A 17,210-nucleotide genomic window follows, 5' to 3' on the forward strand; every position below is an offset into this window, starting at 1 on the left:
TCAGCTCCCGTCGGCCTCAAAGGTGCGCAGCAGGTCGGCGGCGACGCTCACGGCGATCGTCGCGGGGTCCTTCCCGGTGATGTCGGCCAGCCCGATCGGGGTCTTGATCCGGTCGATGGTGGCGTCGTCGTGGCCGCCCTCGGTCCGCAGGCGCTTGCGGAACCGCACCCACTTCGCCGCCGACCCGATCAGCCCGATGGAGCCGAGGTGAGGGGTGCGCAGGGCGGCGTCGCACAACGCGGCGTCCTCGGCGTGGTCATGAGTCATGATCAGGACGTGGGTGCCGGGCGGCAGTTCGTCCAGGACCTGCTCGGGCAGCAGCGGCGTGTGATGCGTATGCACCTGCGCCACCGCGTCGTCCAGTACGCGCAGCCGCTCCCCGGCGAGCATCTCGGCACGGGAGTCGACCAGATGGAGGTCGATGTCCTGGCGGGCGAGTACGCGTGCCAGTTCCAGGCCCACGTGTCCGGCGCCGAAGACGGCCACAGCCCGTACCACGGGGAGGGGTTCGAGCAGCACCTGGACCGTGCCGCCGCAGCACTGGACGCCGTGCTTGTTGGTGACCTTGTCGTTCAGGGCGAAATCCATCAGCTCCGGCTCGGACTTGGCCACGGCGATCATCTCCCTGGCCCGGTCGATCGCGACGGCCTCCACATTGCCGCCGCCGATCGACCCCCACGTCTCGTCCCGCCCCACCACCAGCTTCGCGCCGGCTTCGCGCGGGGCGTGGCCGCGCACGGTCGCGACGGTCACCAGCACGCCGGTCTCCCGGCGTGCCCGCAACCGCGCGACCGCGGTGATCCAGGTCATTTCAGACACCGCAGCATGTCAGACACCGCTCGACGCGGTCACGCCGGTCCGGACCTGGCCGTTCACGGCGACAGCCCCCCTGCGGGCCTCCTCGATCGCCCAGTACACCGCTTCCGGCGTCGCCGGCGAGGCCAGCCGCACGTCGGCCCCACTCGGCCCGAACGCCGCGGCAGCCTGCCGCAGCGCCTCCCGTACCGAGAAGGCCAGCATCAACGGAGGCTCACCCACGGCCTTGGACCCGTAGACCGCACCCTCCTCGGTGGCGTTCTCCATCAGCGAGACGTAGAACTCCTCGGGCATCTCCGAGAAACTCGGCAGCTTGTACGTGCTCGCGGCCTGGGTGAGCAGCCGGCCCCGGTTCGGCCCGTCGGTGGCGTCCCAGCGCATGTCCTCGAGCGTCAGCCAGCCCGCTCCCTGGACGAAGCCGCCCTCGACCTGACCGATGTCGATCATCGGGGAGAGGCTGTCGCCGACGTCCTGCACGATGTCGACGCGCCGGATGCGGTACGCGCCGGTGAAGCCGTCCACCTCGACCTCGGCCGCAGCGGCGCCGTGGGCGAAGTACTTGAACGGCGAGCCGTGGAATGCCTTCACGTCCCAGTGCAGACCCTCGGTCCGGTAGTAGCCGGACGCGGAGAGCTGGACCCGCTGGAAGTACGCGGTGTGCACCAGGTCGTCCCAGGCCAGCTCCTTGTCGCTGCCCAGAGCCCGTACGACACCCTCGACGATGCGCACGTCCGAGGCGCTGGCGCCGAACTGGGTCGCGGCCACCTGGTGGAGCCGCTCGCGCAGCTGCTCGCAGGCGTTCTTGATCGCCCCGCCGTTGAGGTCCGCGCCCGCACTGGCCGCGGTGGCCGAGGTGTTGGGCACCTTGTCCGTACGCGTCGGGGCGAGCCGGACCTTGTGCAGCGGAATACCGAGGGAGGTCGCGGCGACCTGCAGCATCTTGGTGTGCAGACCCTGGCCCATCTCGGTGCCGCCGTGGTTGATCAGGACCGAGCCGTCCTTGTAGATCAGCACCAGCGCGCCGGCCTGGTTGAAGGCCGTCAGGTTGAAGGAGATGCCGAACTTCAGGCCGGTGACGGCGAGCGCCCGCTTGGTGTGCGGGTGCGCGGCGTTGAACGCGGCGATCTCGCGCTTGCGGTCGGCGACGCCGCCGTTGACCTGGACCTGGTCCCAGACGGCGGCGATCCGCTCCGGCTGGAGGACCGGCTGACCGTACGGCGTCGACTGGCCCTTCCCGTAGAAGTTGCGCTTCCGCAGCTCCATCGGGTCCAGGCCGAGCAGCGGCGCGCAGCGGCCCATGATGTCCTCGATGACCAGCATGCCCTGCGGTCCGCCGAAGCCGCGGAAAGCGGTGTTGGAGACCTTGTTGGTCTGGGCGATACGACCGGCGATGCGCGCGTTGGGCAGCCAGTACGTGTTGTCGATGTGGCAGAGCGCGCGGGCGGTGACCGGCTCGGAGAGGTCCAGGCTCCAGCCGCCGTCCGCGGTCAGAGTGGCGTCCAGGGCCCGGACGCGGCCGTCGGCATCGAAGCCGATCTTCCACTGGGCGTGGAACCCGTGCCGCTTGCCGGACATGGTCAGGTCCTGCGTACGGTTCAGCCGGACCCGGACCGGCCGGCCGGTCAGCTTGGCGCCGAGCGCGGCGACGGCCGCGAAGCCGTGCGGCTGCATTTCCTTGCCGCCGAAGCCGCCGCCCATCCGCAGACACTGCACGGTCACCTCGTGACTGTGCAGACCCAGGACGTGCGCGACGATCTCCTGCGTCTCGGAGGGATGCTGGGTGCTGCTCTGGATGAAGACCTGTCCGGCTTCGTCGATCAGGGCCAGCGCGGCGTGCGTCTCCAGATAGAAGTGCTCCTGGTCGGAGAACTGGAGCTCGCCGGTGAACACGTGCGCGGAGTCGGCGAAGCCCGCCTCGACATCGCCGGTCTCCATCACGGGCCGGGCGCCGTGGAAACTGTCCGCCGCGATTGCTTCCTGGAGCGTGATCACGGAGGGCAGTTCCTCGAGCTCGACCTCGACGGCCGCCGCACCGATCCTGGCCGCCTCCAGGGTCTCGCCGAGCACCCAGGCGACCGCGTGCCCGTGGAACATCACCGTGTCGGGGAAGAGCGGCTCGTCGTGCTTCATCCCGGCATCGTTGACGCCGGGCACGTCGGCAACGGTGAGTACGCGGACCACGCCCGGCATCGCGAGCGCGCGCTCGGTACGCAGCGCGGTGATCCTGCCGTGGGCCTTCATGACCTGGACCGGGTAGGCGTGCAGCAGGTCCTTGGTGCGGTGGACCAGGTCATCGGTGTACAGCGCGGTGCCGGTGACGTGCTGGGTGGCGCTCTCGTGCGGCATCGAGACGCCGACGACGGGCTTCTCGGGGCGCTGGGACAACTGACTCATGACTTCGCCGCCTCGGTGGTGTGCGCGTAAAGCTTCAGCAGGCTCTGGCCGAGCATCGCGGAGCGGTAGAGGGAGCTGGCGCGGTGATCGCTCATCGGCGTTCCCTCTCCGCGCAGCACGCGGGCCGCGGCCTCTACATTCTCCGCCGTCCAGGCCTTGCCCTCCAGTGCTGCCTCGGTGGCGAGCGAGCGGATCGGAGTGGCGGCGACACCGCCCAGACCGATGCGTGCCTTGCGTACGACACCGCCCTCGATGTCGAGCGCGAAGGCGACCGCCACGCTGGAGATGTCGTCGAAGCGCCGCTTGGCGATCTTGTGGAAGGCCGTGACCGGCGACAGCGGCAGCGGGATGCGCACCGAGCGGATCAGCTCGCCGGGACGTCGCACGCTCTGCCGGTAGCCGGTGAAGTAGTCGGCCAGCGGGACCTCGCGCTCGCCGTCGGCGCCGGCGAGGATCAGCGACGCGTCCAGCGCGAGCAGTACCGGCGGGCTGTCACCGATGGGGGAGCCGGTGCCGAGGTTCCCGCCGAGGGTCGCGCTGTTGCGGATGAGCCGGGACGCGAACTGCGGGATCAGCTCCGCCAGCAACGGGACGTCGCCGTCGAGACGGCGTTCGATCTCGGTGAGCGTCAGCGCGGCACCGATCTCGATGTGATCGGACTCGACCCGCAGCTCCCGCAGTTCGGGCAGCCGGTCGATGGCGACCACGCAGTCGGCGCGGCGGGAGCGGATGTTCACCTCGACGCCCCAGTCGGTGGAGCCGGCGACCAGTACCGCGCCGGGCCGCTCGCGCAGCAACTCCACTGTCTCGGCAAGGGTGTTCGTGCGCAGGAACGTGCTGTCGTCCTGGACGTACTCGGTGGCGCGGGCCGTGGGCGGGGACTGCTCGCGGCGCTGGGCGAGGGGGTCCTCGTCCGTGGGCTCGCCGACGGCGTACGCGGCATCGCGAATCGGGCGGTAGCCGGTGCATCGGCACAGGTTTCCGCTGAGTGCGTGCAGGTCGAAACCGTTCGGGCCGTGCTCGGCGTCAGTGCTGCCGTCCGAGCCCGTGCTGTCGTCCGCGTCCGTGCCGCTGTCCGGCTCCGGGTGCGCGCAGCGGCCCGGCCGGTAGTACTCGGCGGCCATGCTGCAGACGAAGCCCGGGGTGCAGTAGCCGCACTGGGAGCCGCCGCGGACCGCCATCTCCTCCTGCACCGGGTGCAGGGTGGCCGGGGTGCCGGCCTCGCCGGTACGGGCGAGACCCTCGGAGGTGATGACCTCCTGGCCGTCGAGCGCCGCGGCGGGGATCAGGCAGGCGTTGACCGCCACCCAGTCGGTGGGCTTGTCCACCCCGGGGCGGGCCACCAGGACCGAACAGGCACCGCACTCGCCCTCGGCGCAGCCTTCCTTGGTTCCGGTGAGGCCGCGCTCGCGCAGGAAGTCCAGCGCTGTGGTGTGCGGAGCAGCAGGTGAAATCGGTGCTTCTTCGCCGTTGACCACGATGTACGCCGCTACCATGTCGGGCCTTCAATTCGGTGCGTGATCGGTCGATTCATCATGTTCGCCAATTTTCGGGCAGCTTTCCATGATCAGGTGCGCCGGACGCGAGAAGCGGGCGCAGCAGGGCACGCAACAGCGGCGTGCCGACAGGTGGTGACGGGAAGGCTGTGATGTGCCACGGACGGGCACATCAGAACGGCGTGATCAGCAGCCGTGCGCGATCTGGCCCGGGGCCCAGGCTGTGCACTGGGCGAGGCGACCGAGGTCAGAGCTGGTGTACATCTGAGGGTCGCCTCCTTCCGGGAGTTGTGGACAGACGACTCTCACAAATTAGAGACTCGCAACCATCGAGGTCAAGAGCCTGCTCCAAGCCGCCCGGAATCCGACCGGCGGCAAGGCACTCGGGTTTTCCGCGCGCGCCCGAGCCGACGCCGGCCGAGCCTACGGTCCGTACTGCCGCAACGCGGCCAGCGCCAGGGACAGTTCGACCAGGTGGGACGGGTCGTTCAGGGTCCGTCCCGTGAGGTGTTCGAGGCGGCGCAGCCGGTTGGAGACGGTGTTGCGGTGGCAGTACAGCCGCTCGCCCGCGGACGCCGCCGACCCTCCGGTCCCCAGCCAGGCCTCCAGCGTGGCCAGCAGGATCTCGCACTCGTCGGGCGGCAGCGCCAGGACGCGTCCGAACACGGTCGTACGCAGCCGGGCGCCGAGGTCTCCCTGGGCGGCGATCAGCGCTTCGGGCAGCCGGTCGTCGAGCAGTACGGGGCCGCGCTCATGGGGGCGGCAGGTGCGCAGCGCCAACTCGGCCAGCCAGCGGGCCCGTCCGAGGTCGGCGACGGAGTCCACGACAGGGCTGATGCCGGCCCGCGTCCCGTACGCGACGAGCTGATCCCTGAGCTCCTCGATGCGGTGGTCCGCGAGGTGGACGAGACCCGTCTCGCTGTCCGCCCGGATGCGCCAGAGGATCCGCGGGCCCGCAGGCGGGGGCGAGTGCGACGGCGCCCCAGGGGTCGGGAGCAGCTCGATCACCGCGTAGCGGCCGTACTCGGGCAGCCCCAGCTGCGCGGCCGCCTCCGAGGCGAGACCGGCGCCCGAGCCGTCCAGAAGCGCGTCGAGCAGCGCGTGCCGGCGGTCCTGGTCGCGTGCGGCCCGCGCCGCCTCGGCCAGCCGGTACGACTCGGCGACGGCGTCCGTCGTCTGCTCCATGACGTCCCACACCACGGCGGCGGCCGGCAGCAGCGTGGGCAGCTCCGCAGGGAACCGCTCGGTGACCACCTCGCTGAGCGTCTGCCACAGCAGCCTGCCGCCCTGCCGGTAGGTGCGCAGAAGGGAGGTGAGCGGCAGGCCCTGCTCGACGCGCCTGCTTCCCGTGGCCATCGCGTCGCCGAGGTCCAGGGGCAGTCCCTGGACGGCCTGCGTGACATCGGCCAGGGCCCGGCAGAGATTGAGGTGGATCCTCTCGCTCAGCTCGTGATGGGTGAGCAGCGCGGCGTACGCGCGGTCCTCGCGGAGCGTTTCGGCGGCGAGCTTCGAGGCCACCGTCGCGAACCGGGTCCGCAGGATGCCCTCCACCTCCCGGACGAGGCGCGGCACTTCCTCCGCGAGGGTGCCGGCTGTGCGGGGTGACAACGTGATCCGCTCCATGGCGGAGCAGCGTGGCACGAGCGCGCCCGGTTGGGGAGACCCGCATCCCGATCGTGACGGTCCCCTTGTGCGCCGCGCACAATGCGGGACGGCTCGCGTTGGGGCGCGGCAGCGGATGCGACGGCGCCCCTGGCCCGGCCGGAGCGGGTTCTGTTCGGATGAGCGCCGCCCCGGAGCCGCCGGGTCCGTCCGACGTCAGGAGGACCACGTGTACGCCATGTACCTCTCCATCCGCCGCAGGCTGCGGCGAACAGGACACGCCGCAGCCCTCGTTGTGGCCGGCGCCCTCCTCGCCACCGGTCCTGCAGGCAGCGCGTCCGCCGCCTCCCCGGTCGCCGACGCCCAGGCGCTCCAGGCGACCGGCCTGCCCGGCGCCAACGACTGGAACTGCAGGCCGAGCGCCGCGCACCCCCGGCCCGTCGTCCTCGTCCACGGCACCTTCGTGACCGGCACCGTGAACTGGATCGAACTCGCCCCGCTCCTCAAGGCGCAGGGCTACTGCGTCTTCGCCCTCACCTACGGGCGGATGCCGAACGTGCCCGTGATGGCCGCGATCGCCCCCATGGAACAGTCCGCGCGCGAGCTCAAGACCTTCGTCGACGGAGTGCTCGCCGCGACCGGAGCGGCCAAGGTCGACATGGTCGGCCACTCGCAGGGCGGCCTGCTGCCGCGCTACTACGAGAAGTTCCTGGGCGGCGCCGAGAAGACCGGCCGGTTCGTCGCGCTCGGCCCGACCAGCCACGGCACCACCCTCTCCGGCCTCGCCACCCTCCTCCAGGCGATCCCCGGCGCGCCCCAGGCGGTGCTCGGGAGCTGGTGCCCGGCCTGCCTCGACCAGGCCAGGGGCTCCGACTTCCTGGCGAAGGTCAACGCGGGCGGCGACACCGTGCCCGGCGTCGACTACACCGTGATCTCCACCCGGCTCGACTTCATCGTGACCCCGGTGCGTACGCAGTTCCTCGAAGGTCCGCGGGTCCGCAACGTGTACACCCAGGACCTCTGCCTGCTGGACACCGCCCAGCACGCCACCCTGCAGATCGACCCCGTAGCCCTGCACGAGGTCCTGAACGCCCTCGACCCGGGCCACGCGACGCCGACGGGCTGCCGTCTCCTTCCGTAGCGCCGTTCGCCGCCGTCCCGCCCCGTCCACCAGGAGAGACCCACGTGCTCAGCACCATGCAGCGCCATCCTCTGACCGTGACCACCCTGCTGCGCCACGGCGCGACCGTGCACGGCCGCAGCGAGGCGGTCACCTGGACGGGAGGGGCGGCCAGGCGTGCCACGTACGCCGAAGTCGCCTCACGCGCAACGAAGTTGGCGGCCGCCCTGCGCGGCCTCGGCATCGACGGCGACCAGCGCGTCGCCACCCTGATGTGGAACAACCAGGAACACCTGGAGGCCTATCTCGCGGTCCCGTCCATGGGCGCCGTCCTGCACACCCTCAACCTCCGCCTCCCCGCCGACCAGCTCCTGCACATCGCCCGCCACGCCGAGGACCGCGTCGTCCTGGTGGACGCGGATCTGGTGCCCCTGCTGGCCCCGCTGCTTCCCCAACTGCCCGCCGTGGAGCATGTGATCGTGACGGGCGGCGGGCAGCTGCCCGACCTGCCGCGAGTCCGTACGCACGCGTACGAAGAACTCCTGGCGGCCGCCCCCGACCGCTTCGACTGGCCCGAGCTCGACGAGGACTCGGCCGCCGCGATGTGCTACACCTCCGGAACCACCGGCGATCCCAAGGGAGTTGTCTACTCCCACCGCTCGGTCTATCTGCACTCCATGCAGCTGTGCATGCCGGAGTCGCTCGGCCTCGACGACTCGGTGCGCGCGCTCGCGGTCGTCCCGATGTTCCACGCAATGGCCTGGGGTCTGCCGTACGCCGCATTCATGGCCGGTGCGTCGCTGCTGCTGCCCGGGCCCCATCTGCAGGCTGCCCCGCTCGCCGAGTTCATCGCCGCTCACCGGCCCAGCACGGCGGCCGCCGTACCGACCGTATGGGCCGCGCTCCTCGCCCATCTCGACGCCCACGGCGGCGACGTCTCCTCCCTGAGCGAGGTCCTGGTCGGCGGCGCCGCCTGCCCTCCCGACCTGATGGACGGCTTCGAGGAGCGCCACGGCGTCCGCGTCACAGCCGCCTGGGGCATGACGGAGACCTCCCCGCTGGGCACGGTCGCCAGGGCGCCGCACCATGCGCGCACCCCGGAGGCGGCCCGGCCGTACCGGACGGGCGCCGGACGCCCGCCGGCCGGAGTGGAGCTGCGCCTGGTGTCCCAGGACGACGGCTCGGTCCTGCCTCAAGACGGCGTCACCGTAGGGGAGTTGGAGGTGCGCGGCCCCTGGGTGACCGGCTCGTACCACCTGATCGGCAGGCCGGAAGGATCGTTCCGCGACGGCTGGCTGCGTACGGGCGACCTCGGCACGCTCACCCCCGACGGCTCCCTCCGTCTGACCGACCGCGCCAAGGACGTCATCAAGTCCGGCGGCGAGTGGATCTCCTCGGTGGAGCTGGAGAACCACCTGGCGTCCCACCCTGCGGTACGCGAGGCCGCCGTGATCGGCGTCCCCGACGAGCGCTGGGACGAGCGCCCGCTGGCCGTGGTCGTATGGCACTCCGCCCCGGCCGACTACCCCGCTCTCCATGCCCACTTGGCACGGCGAGTGGCCCGCTGGCAGCTGCCGGAACGGTGGACCACCGTCCCCGAGATCCCGAGGACGAGCGTCGGGAAGTTCGACAAGAAGGAGCTGAGACGCCGGTACGCACAGGGCGAACTCGGCGTCTTCTCCGTCGGGCGATGAGGAGCGCTGACGGGCGGGTCAGCGGCGGAAGGCCTCGCGGACCGAGCCGCCGACCGCGGCGCACCACGTCCCGAGGTCGACCTTTCCGTTCGGGGTCAGACCGTGGAGGCGCTGGAGGTCCTGGACGGCCTTCATGGTGGCGTGGTCGTAGATGCCGCCCGCGGTGACCTCGGTGTAGCCCTTGCGTACGAGCATGAACTGCAGGGCGGTGACCGGGAGTCCGGTGGCATCCTTGCCGAGGACGGGGGCGAGCGCCTCCCACGTGGCCGCGTCGAACGTGGCGTCGGGAGTGACCGGGATGCCGCACCTGGTCTGGAAGTCGGCGACGGCGACGTTCATGTCGGTGCCGAAGGAGCCGTTGGCCGTGAGGGCGTAACCGACGTCGTTGAGCAGGTACTGGGCGACCTGGACGACCGGGCTGTCGACGAACCGCCAGATGTCGGGCCACCGCCGCGCCGGGATCTGGGAGTGCGGCGTGCCCAGTTCGGCCAGGACGCGGGCGCGGATCATCGGGAACTGCGCGTAGAAGGCGATGCCGGGGCAGTCGGTGACCCGGAAGTCCCAGTGGCCGAAGATGTCCCAGGCGTTGAGCCGGAACTGCCGGCACACGGTGACGCACAGCTTCACGAGCGAGTCGAGGAGAGCCTCCGGAGGGGTCTCCGTGATGTACGTGCCCTCGTTCTCGATGCCGATCGCGTTGCCGTTCTCGCCCGGACAGTGCGCCGAGATCACCTGGTGCCGGCCGGTGTTGAGCGTCTCCAGGCTGCGGTGGCGGCCCTCGGTCACGTACCCGCCGCGGCTGACGGTGAAGTGCTGGCCGGTGTCCGCCCAGCCGTTGCCGTCCATGTGCAGGTCCTGGCAGTCCTTGGCGAGCTGGACGGCGTGCTCGCGGGAGTAGTCGGTGACGTTGGGGAACGCCATGTGATGCAGGATGATCTTGTTCGTGGTGTTGCCGGATATCTGGACCGGGGAGGCGGGGGGCCGGGCGCCCCACTCGTCGCAGCCGATGATCCAGGGGAACCCCGCGGCGGGGGCCGCGGCAGCCGGGCCCGCGAGAGCCAGATCGGTGCCGACGACCGCGGCCATCGCCGTGCCGAGCCCGACTCTGAACAGGGTGCGGCGGTCGACTTCGTGCTGAGGGAGAGTCATCCCCGGAGGATATTCAGCACGTGTGGGCTGGGCCAGGAGTTTGACGAAAAAACACCAGGTCAAAGGGCATGCGCGTTTCACAGGTGTAGACCAAAGGCGCGCCTGGTTACGCTGACTTCACGAGCGTGAAGACAGCACCCTCGGGGTCCGCGACCGTCGCCATCCGCCCGCTCGCCCCCTCGCGCGGCTGCTGCAGTACATGACCGCCCAGCTCCGCCACCCGCCGCGCGGAGTCGTCGACGTCGGCCACCTCGAAGTACGTCATCCAGTGCGCACCCCTGTCGTGCGGCAGCGCATGCCCGACACCGTGCAGCGCGGCCACCGGGCGGCCGTCCAGATGCAGCGTCACATAGTCGAAGTCGGCCGAGACGACGGCTTCGGCGTCGTACCCGAACAGCGCCTGGTAGAACTTCCCGACCGTCGCCGTCTCCCGCGTCACCAACTCGTTCCAGGCCGCCGTCCCCGGCACTCCGGCCACCGCCGTACCGAGATGCCCGGCCGCCTGCCAGATCCCGAACACCGCTCCCGCCGGGTCGGAGCCCATGGCCATCCGCCCCGCCTCGCCCGCGTCCAGCGGACCGACTCCGACCGTGCCGCCGCAGTGCCGGATCGTCTCGGCGGTCGCGTCCGCGTCGTCGGTCGCCAGATACGGCGTCCAGGCGACCGGGAGATGCCGGTCCGGGGGCAACTGCCCGATGCCCGCGACCTCCTGGCCGTCGAGGAGCGCGCGGACGTACGGGCCGAGCTGCTGCGGCCCCGGCTTGAACTCCCAGCCGAACAGGGCCCCGTAGAAGTCCTGCGTCGCGGACAGGCCGTGCACCATCAGACTGACCCAGCAGGGCGTGCCGGGGGTGTGCCGAGTGGCTGCCTCGGTCATCTTCACTCTCTCCTCGGACGATTGGGACGGCCGACCGGCCACCCCCGTCCCGATGTTTTCAGCACCTGCCGCGCAGCGCGCCCCGGCCGCGCCGCATTTTTTCAGCGGTGTTGTGGGCCCGTCCCTTCGCTGCGCGAGGATGGGCCCATGAATGCCATCATCACCGCATCCGAACTCGCGAGCGAGTCGGCGGGATCGCACCCGCCGGTGCTCCTGGACATCCGCTGGCAGCTGGGCGGTCCGAACCAGCGACCGGCGTACGAGGCCGGGCACATCCCAGGGGCCGTCTACGTCGACCTGGACGCGGAACTGGCAGGTCCCGCGGGCCGCGGCGGCCGCCACCCGCTGCCCGACCCCGCGGCTTTCGGCGCGGTGATGCGCGGGGCCGGAGTCTCCCGGGACACCCCGGTCGTGGTCTACGACGGAGGCCAGGGCTGGGCCGCCGCCCGTGCCTGGTGGCTGCTGCGCTGGGCGGGCCACACCCGGGTCCGTGTCCTGGACGGCGGCCTGGCCGCCTGGTCGGGCCCGCTCTCGGCCGAGCCCCCGGTCCCGGCCGAGGGCGACTTTGTTCCCGTACCGGACTCGCTGCCCCTGCTCGACGCGGACGGGGCGGCCGCGCTGGCCCGCTCCGGGCTGCTCCTGGACGCCCGGGCGCCCGAGCGCTACCGGGGTGACGTCGAGCCGATCGACCGGGTCGGCGGGCACATCCCGGGCGCGGTCTCGGCCCCGACCTCCGCCAATGTCGGCGAGGACGGCCGCTTCCTGGCCCCGGAGGCCCTCGCGGCACGCTTCAAGGCGCTGGGCGCCGCCGACGGAGAGGTCGGTGTCTACTGCGGCTCCGGTGTCTCCGGCGCCCACCAGGTCCTCGCCCTGGAGGTGGCGGGTATCCCGGCCGCCCTCTACGCGGGCTCCTGGTCCGAGTGGTCCTCGGACGAGTCCCGCCCGGTCGCCACGGGCCCCGACCCCCAGTAGGACCACGCGAGGAGGGGCCCGCACTCACCGTGCGGGCCCCTCCTCGTACGCGTACTCCGTAGCGCTAGTCCTTGTTCTTGCGCCGCGTCCCGAAGACGATCTCGTCCCAGCTCGGCACCGCCGCACGCCGCCCGGGGCGCACCCCGTCGGCCTCCGCCTGCCGGTCCGTCGTCCCGGTCAGCCGGTCACGGTGGCCACTGACCGCACGCGGCATCAGTACGTCCGCGTACGCGGCGCCCGCGCCCGCCGAAGCAGCCGGCGGCTCCTCGACCGCGGGCTCCATGACGGGCTCGGTGACCGGAGGCTCCGGCGGAGCCGGACGCTCCGGCACGACCATGTCGCCCCGGAAGCTCGGCACCGCCTCGAGCAGACTGGTCAGCGAGTCGCGCTCGCTGCTCTCCTCGGGCTCGGGAGCGGCGGGTGCGGGAACGGAGGGCCGCTCCAGCTGCCGGTCCAGGGCACGGTCGAGCGGCCGGTCGCGCGGCAGCCTGGCGATCCGCGGTACGAAGGGAAAGCTCGGCTCCGGCGCCGAGAGCGAGTCGTCGCTCTCGCCGATGAGCGAGCGCGCCTCGTCGTCCACGGCCTGCACCAGACGGCGCGGCGGGTCGTACGTCCAGCTCGCCGAGTGCGTCTCGGTGGCGACCCGGTACACGAGCAGGACTTCCCAGGTGCCGTCGTCGCGGCGCCAGGAGTCCCAGAGGACGGTGTCCTTGTCGGCGCCGCGCAGCACGAGGCGCTCATTGACTGCTTCACCGAGCTGGGGACCCGTGCCGGTGTTCTCGCCGGCACGTCGTACAGGAGTCTTCCGGGCGCGCTCGGCCATGAACGCACGCTCCGCGAGCACAGGGCCCTCGAAGCGGCGGACGCGGTCGACCGGAATCCCGGCCATGGACGCGACCTCTTCGGCGGAGGCTCCGGCTCGTATCCGCGCCTGGATGTCGCGCGGCCGGAGGTGGCTCTCCACCTCGATCTCGATCTGGCCCAGTCGAGCGCGGTCATTACGGACCGCCGCACGCAGCCGTTCATCGATCGGAAGCGTGTACTCCGTACTGTCCGCAGCTTTGAGCACCAGTCGTGTGCCGTCATTCGAGACGGCCACGACACGCAGTTCGGGCATGGGAACCTCCCGGGTGGTGCCTGCCGACGTCACGTGCGTCGCTGCTTCCGCTAGTCGAGTGTGGCCTGCCCGGGTGCAGCCTGCCACAACCTTGCTGATCTGCCCGGCGTGTCGGGCATGAACCCCGGACCGCCGTTATGGCACGGTTACCAGTTTGCGACGCAAAGTGACCATTTCGGTCACTCACCCCCAAGGGAGACCGGGCCCAGGGCTCGCAACAGTACTCCATTCGGGCCACGTGGGTGGGCGGCGCGCCGCCGAAGTTCTCCCGTGGCACGGGAGTTGAACCTCTCCCCGGGTGTCCTGCTTCACAGAATCAGCTGAAACGGAACTATTCGTTTCGCTCAAATGTCCCTATCTGGTGCATGGTGGGAAAGAAGGTCAAGCAGAGGTTGTAGATGGATCAGAAGCCCGAGAACGGGACGGAAACGAACAAAAGGTCACTCGATCTGAGCGTCCCGCAGGTCGCGGGAAGCGCGATCGCGGCCGTGGTCGCGGCGGTGCTGGCCTCGAAGCTCGGGGTGTACGGAACGATCATCGGCGCCGGCGTGGTCAGTGTCGTCGCCACCTGCGGCGGCACGATCTTCCAGCACCTGTTCCGCAGGACCGGCGAGCAGATCCGCGAGGTCACGGTCCAGGTGAAGCCCAAGGGCCACACGGGCCGTCAGGTCCAGGTCCGGCGCATCCCGGGAGACAGGGACCCCGGGGCGGTGCCGCCGACGGTCGCGGCACCCTGGCCCGAGGACATGCGGACGCAGGTGATCACGCAGATCACCGAGGAACTCCCCGCGGGGGATCTTGAGGCGACGCAGCTCCTGCGGCCCGGCTTCGACAAGGCGGACCCCGACAAGACGCAGCTGGTGCCCCAGGTGCCCGTACAGCCGGGCCCGGACGAGGAGTTCACCGAGGCCACGACCCATGGCACCCGGGTGCGGGGCTGGAAGCGCTCGGCGATCGCGGCCCTCGTCGTCTTCGTCGTGGCCATGGGCGGGATCACCGGCTTCGAGCTGCTCTCCGGCCAGGACCTCAGCGGCGGCAAGGGCACGACGATCGGCGGCGCGGTGAGCGGCGGCAACAGCCACAAGTCCACCCCGTCGGACACCCCGTCGACCTCGACGACTCCATCGCCGGGCGGCTCGTCCGGCACCGGTCAGTCGTCCGAATCCGGCACCGGTACGGACAACGGCACCCCGGACCCGACGCCGAGCCCGTCGTCGTCCACGGACACGGGGTCGGATTCCGGTTCCGGTTCGGATTCCGGTTCGGACGGCGGCTCCTCCGCGACGCCGACTCCCACGCCGACCCCGTCCGGATCGTCCAGCAGCGACACCGGCTCCGACAGCGGCGACGGTGCCGGGGCGGGCGCGACGGCCACCACCCCGGCGTCGTAGCAGCTCAGTCGCCCAGGACCCGGCGCAGGTACGCGTTGGCGAACACCCGCTCCGGGTCCAGGCGGTCGCGCAGCGCCGTGAACTCGCCGAACCGCGGGTACACGCCGGCCAGATACTCGGCGTCGCGCGTGTGCACCTTGCCCCAGTGGGGGCGGCCGCCGTGCGCGGTCATGATCCGCTCGACCGCAGTGAAGTACGACTGGTACGGCGTGCCCTTGTAGAGATGGACGGCGATGTACGCGCTCTCGCGGCCCGACGCGGTCGAGAGCGCGATGTCGTCCGCGGGCGCGGTCCGCACCTCCACGGGGAAGCTGACCCGCAGCGGGGACCGCTCGACCATCGCCTTCACCTCGCGCAGCGCCTCCATCGCGGCCTCGCGCGGCAGGGCGTACTCCATCTCCACGAAGCGCACCCGGCGCGGACTCGTGAAGACCTTGTAGGGAATGTCCGTGTACGTACGGGCCGAGAGCGCCCGGCTGGAGATCTTGGCGATCGACGGGATCGTCCGGGGGACCGCCCTGCCCAGCGAACAGGCCAGCTGGAAGACGCCGTTGGAGAGGAGCTCGTCCTCGACCCAGCCGCTGATCTTCCCGGGCGGGGCGACGGGGCCCTCGCTGCGGTTGTTGCGCTTGGTGTTGCAGTTGCCGGTGTGCGGGAACCAGTAGAACTCGAAGTGCTCGTTCTCGGCGACGAGCTCGTCGAACTCGGCGGTCACGCGGTCGAAGGCCATCGGCTCCTCGCGGGCCGTCAGCAGGAAGACCGGCTCCACTGCGAAGGTGATCGCGGTGATGACGCCGAGTGCGCCGAGCCCGATCCGGGCGGCCGCGAAGACCTCGGGATTCTCCTTCTCGGAGCACGTCAGGACCGAGCCGTCCGCGGTGACCAGCTCCAGGGCGCGGATCTGTGCGGCGATCGAGGCCGAGTCGCGGCCGGTGCCGTGGGTGCCGGTGGAGGTGGCTCCCGCGACCGTCTGCTCCATGATGTCGCCCATGTTCGTGAGCGAGAGTCCCTCACGGGCCAGGGCCAGATTCAGGCGCTTCAGGGGGGTGCCCGCCTCGACGGTCACGGTCCCCGCGGCGCGGTCGATCTCCCGTATCCCGGTGAGCAGATCGGGCCGTACCAGCAGGCCTTCGGTGGCCGCCGTGGCGGTGAAGGAGTGGCCGGTGCCGACCGGCTTCACCGTCAGGCCCTCGTCCGCCGCCTTCCGTACGGCATCCGCGAGCTCCTCGACCGATGCGGGGGAGACCTCCCGGGCCGGACGGGCGGTGACATTCCCCGCCCAGTTACGCCACGTGCTGCTGCTCGCTCCGGCCATCTGTTTCGCGCCCCTCCCGTTGCGGCACCGGCCTGTTCAGCCGGCGGTACCCCAGGAACGCCACCGCGGCCGCGAGCGTTCCTGCCCCGGCGGACACCAGGTACCCCGCCTGCGCGCCGTGCGCGTCGACCACCCAACCGGCGGCCGACGACCCGAGCGCCACTCCGACGGCGAGCCCGGTGCTGATCCAGGTCATGCCCTCGGTCAACTGAGTGCGCGGTACGTGCTGTTCGACGAGGGCCATGGTCGTGATCATCGTCGGAGCGATGAACAGGCCCGCGGCAAAGAGCGCCACGGCCAGCAACGGAAGGTTCCCGGCCAGTTGGAGGGGGATCATACTCACGGCCATCGCACACACGCCCACCAGCCACCTCTTCGGCGCCGAGCCCTTGAGGCGGAGCAGCCCGAAGACCGCTCCGGCGAGGCACGAGCCGAGCGCGTAGACCGCGAGGACCACACTCGCCGCGCCCTGGTGGCCCTGCTCCCTGGCGAAGGCCACGGTCACCACGTCGATCGTCCCGAAGATCGTTCCGACCATGACGAAGGCGGCGACCAGGACCTGAAGTCCCCCGGAGCGCAGCGCCGTTCCGCCCGAGCCGTGGCCCCGCGGATGCGGTACGGGCTCGGTGGCGCGCTGCGAGGTGAGCCAGTAGACGCCGGCGACGAGGAAGACGGCGGCGAAGAGCGGGCCTGCCTCGGGGAACCAGACCGTGGAGAGTCCGATGGAGAGGATCGGGCCGAAGATGAAGCAGACCTCGTCGACGATCGACTCCCAGGCGTACGCCGTGTGGAGATCGCGCGGGGAGCCGCGGTGGATCTCCGCCCAGCGGGACCTGACCATCGAGCCGACGCTCGGGACGCAGCCGGTGCCCGCGGCGAAGACGAAGAGCGTCCAGTCGGGGAAGCCCTGCTGGGCGCAGAGCAGCAGTCCCAGTACGGCGGCCACCGTCACCAGCGTCGCCGGGCGCAGGACGCGGCGCTGTCCGTACCGGTCGACGAGCCGGGAGATCTGCGGCCCGATCGCCGCCGCCGACAGCGCGCAGGTGGCGGAGAGTGCGCCCGCGAGCCCGTACCGGCCGGTGATCAGCGACATCATCGTCACGATGCCGATGCCCATCATGGACAGCGGCATCCGGCCGAGCAGACCGGCCGCGGAGAACTGTTTGGCGCCGGGTGCCGCGAAGATCGCGCGGTAGGGACTGGGCACAGGATCTCCGGGTAAGGGCTGAAGGCGAAAGACACAGCTTACGGCCGTGGCGTGGTTACC

At 71.1% G+C, this 17,210-nt stretch carries 13 protein-coding genes; 4 read left to right on the forward strand and 9 right to left on the reverse strand.

Features of this window, described 5'->3' with window-relative positions; all coding sequences use genetic code 11:
• From xdhC to OG707_RS30760, 4 genes are all read right to left on the reverse strand, one after another.
• Positions 1-810: a xanthine dehydrogenase accessory protein XdhC gene (gene xdhC / locus OG707_RS30745; RefSeq protein WP_329124047.1), complete on the reverse strand. Its 810-nt coding sequence runs from the start codon at positions 808-810 to the stop codon at positions 1-3.
• Positions 811-828: 18 nt separating this feature from the next.
• Entirely contained in the window at positions 829-3,210 is a 2,382-nt protein-coding gene (gene xdhB / locus OG707_RS30750) for a xanthine dehydrogenase molybdopterin binding subunit (RefSeq protein ID WP_329124049.1), read from the reverse strand.
• Entirely contained in the window at positions 3,207-4,706 is a 1,500-nt protein-coding gene (locus OG707_RS30755) for a xanthine dehydrogenase small subunit (protein ID WP_329124051.1), read from the reverse strand. The genes xdhB and OG707_RS30755 overlap by 4 nt, the downstream gene beginning before the upstream one ends.
• A 423-nt stretch (positions 4,707-5,129) precedes the next feature.
• On the reverse strand, positions 5,130-6,329 hold the full coding sequence (locus OG707_RS30760) for a PucR family transcriptional regulator (protein ID WP_329124052.1): 1,200 nt from the start codon (positions 6,327-6,329) through the stop codon (positions 5,130-5,132).
• 217 nt (positions 6,330-6,546) lie between these two features.
• Between OG707_RS30760 and OG707_RS30765 the strand changes: the two genes are divergently transcribed.
• Together OG707_RS30765 and OG707_RS30770 are read left to right on the forward strand one after the other, a co-directional pair.
• Positions 6,547-7,449, forward strand: a complete 903-nt coding sequence (locus tag OG707_RS30765; RefSeq protein WP_329128070.1) for an esterase/lipase family protein — start codon at positions 6,547-6,549, stop codon at positions 7,447-7,449.
• A gap of 44 nt (positions 7,450-7,493) precedes the next feature.
• Complete coding sequence (locus tag OG707_RS30770; RefSeq protein WP_329124054.1) at positions 7,494-9,122, forward strand: fatty acid--CoA ligase; 1,629 nt, start codon at positions 7,494-7,496, stop codon at positions 9,120-9,122.
• Positions 9,123-9,140: 18 nt separating this feature from the next.
• Here the strand turns inward: OG707_RS30770 and OG707_RS30775 are convergent, their stop codons facing one another.
• Together OG707_RS30775 and OG707_RS30780 are read right to left on the reverse strand one after the other, a co-directional pair.
• On the reverse strand, positions 9,141-10,271 hold the full coding sequence (locus OG707_RS30775; RefSeq protein ID WP_329124056.1) for a peptidoglycan recognition protein family protein: 1,131 nt from the start codon (positions 10,269-10,271) through the stop codon (positions 9,141-9,143).
• 106 nt (positions 10,272-10,377) lie between these two features.
• A complete protein-coding gene (locus OG707_RS30780) occupies positions 10,378-11,148 on the reverse strand; it encodes a VOC family protein (RefSeq protein ID WP_329124058.1) in 771 nt (256 codons plus the stop codon).
• Between the two features lie 147 nt (positions 11,149-11,295).
• Here OG707_RS30780 and OG707_RS30785 point away from each other — a divergent pair, with 147 nt between their 5' ends.
• Positions 11,296-12,120 (forward strand): sulfurtransferase, encoded by an 825-nt coding sequence (locus tag OG707_RS30785; protein WP_329124060.1) that lies wholly within the window; start codon positions 11,296-11,298, stop codon positions 12,118-12,120.
• 64 nt (positions 12,121-12,184) lie between these two features.
• On the opposite strand, the gene sepH is transcribed toward OG707_RS30785, so the two are convergent.
• A complete protein-coding gene (gene sepH, locus OG707_RS30790; protein WP_329124062.1) occupies positions 12,185-13,237 on the reverse strand; it encodes a septation protein SepH in 1,053 nt (350 codons plus the stop codon).
• 398 nt (positions 13,238-13,635) lie between these two features.
• Between sepH and OG707_RS30795 the strand changes: the two genes are divergently transcribed.
• Positions 13,636-14,628 carry a hypothetical protein gene (locus OG707_RS30795; protein ID WP_329124065.1) on the forward strand — a complete coding sequence of 331 codons (993 nt, stop codon included), beginning with the start codon at positions 13,636-13,638 and terminating at the stop codon, positions 14,626-14,628.
• A gap of 4 nt (positions 14,629-14,632) precedes the next feature.
• On the opposite strand, the gene OG707_RS30800 is transcribed toward OG707_RS30795, so the two are convergent.
• Together OG707_RS30800 and OG707_RS30805 are read right to left on the reverse strand one after the other, a co-directional pair.
• A complete protein-coding gene (locus OG707_RS30800) occupies positions 14,633-15,943 on the reverse strand; it encodes a D-arabinono-1,4-lactone oxidase (protein WP_329124067.1) in 1,311 nt (436 codons plus the stop codon).
• Positions 15,912-17,150 carry an MFS transporter gene (locus OG707_RS30805; protein ID WP_329124069.1) on the reverse strand — a complete coding sequence of 413 codons (1,239 nt, stop codon included), beginning with the start codon at positions 17,148-17,150 and terminating at the stop codon, positions 15,912-15,914. Before OG707_RS30805 ends, OG707_RS30800 begins: the two co-directional genes overlap by 32 nt.
• Positions 17,151-17,210 lie beyond the last annotated feature (60 nt).

Origin of the sequence: Streptomyces sp. NBC_01465, assembly GCF_036227325.1 — a bacterium.
Classification (GTDB): domain Bacteria; phylum Actinomycetota; class Actinomycetes; order Streptomycetales; family Streptomycetaceae; genus Streptomyces.

What these genes read in the sequence shown, in the direction of transcription:
- xdhC (WP_329124047.1), bottom strand. Translation starts at nt 810, where the DNA reads ATGACCTGGATCACCGCGGTCGCGCGGTTGCGGGCACGCCGGGAGACC.
- xdhB (WP_329124049.1), bottom strand. Translation starts at nt 3,210, where the DNA reads ATGAGTCAGTTGTCCCAGCGCCCCGAGAAGCCCGTCGTCGGCGTCTCG.
- OG707_RS30755 (WP_329124051.1), bottom strand. Translation starts at nt 4,706, where the DNA reads ATGGTAGCGGCGTACATCGTGGTCAACGGCGAAGAAGCACCGATTTCA.
- OG707_RS30760 (WP_329124052.1), bottom strand. Translation starts at nt 6,329, where the DNA reads ATGGAGCGGATCACGTTGTCACCCCGCACAGCCGGCACCCTCGCGGAG.
- OG707_RS30765 (WP_329128070.1), top strand. Translation starts at nt 6,547, where the DNA reads ATGTACCTCTCCATCCGCCGCAGGCTGCGGCGAACAGGACACGCCGCA.
- OG707_RS30775 (WP_329124056.1), bottom strand. Translation starts at nt 10,271, where the DNA reads ATGACTCTCCCTCAGCACGAAGTCGACCGCCGCACCCTGTTCAGAGTC.
- OG707_RS30780 (WP_329124058.1), bottom strand. Translation starts at nt 11,148, where the DNA reads ATGACCGAGGCAGCCACTCGGCACACCCCCGGCACGCCCTGCTGGGTC.
- OG707_RS30785 (WP_329124060.1), top strand. Translation starts at nt 11,296, where the DNA reads ATGAATGCCATCATCACCGCATCCGAACTCGCGAGCGAGTCGGCGGGA.
- sepH (WP_329124062.1), bottom strand. Translation starts at nt 13,237, where the DNA reads ATGCCCGAACTGCGTGTCGTGGCCGTCTCGAATGACGGCACACGACTG.
- OG707_RS30795 (WP_329124065.1), top strand. Translation starts at nt 13,636, where the DNA reads ATGGATCAGAAGCCCGAGAACGGGACGGAAACGAACAAAAGGTCACTC.
- OG707_RS30800 (WP_329124067.1), bottom strand. Translation starts at nt 15,943, where the DNA reads ATGGCCGGAGCGAGCAGCAGCACGTGGCGTAACTGGGCGGGGAATGTC.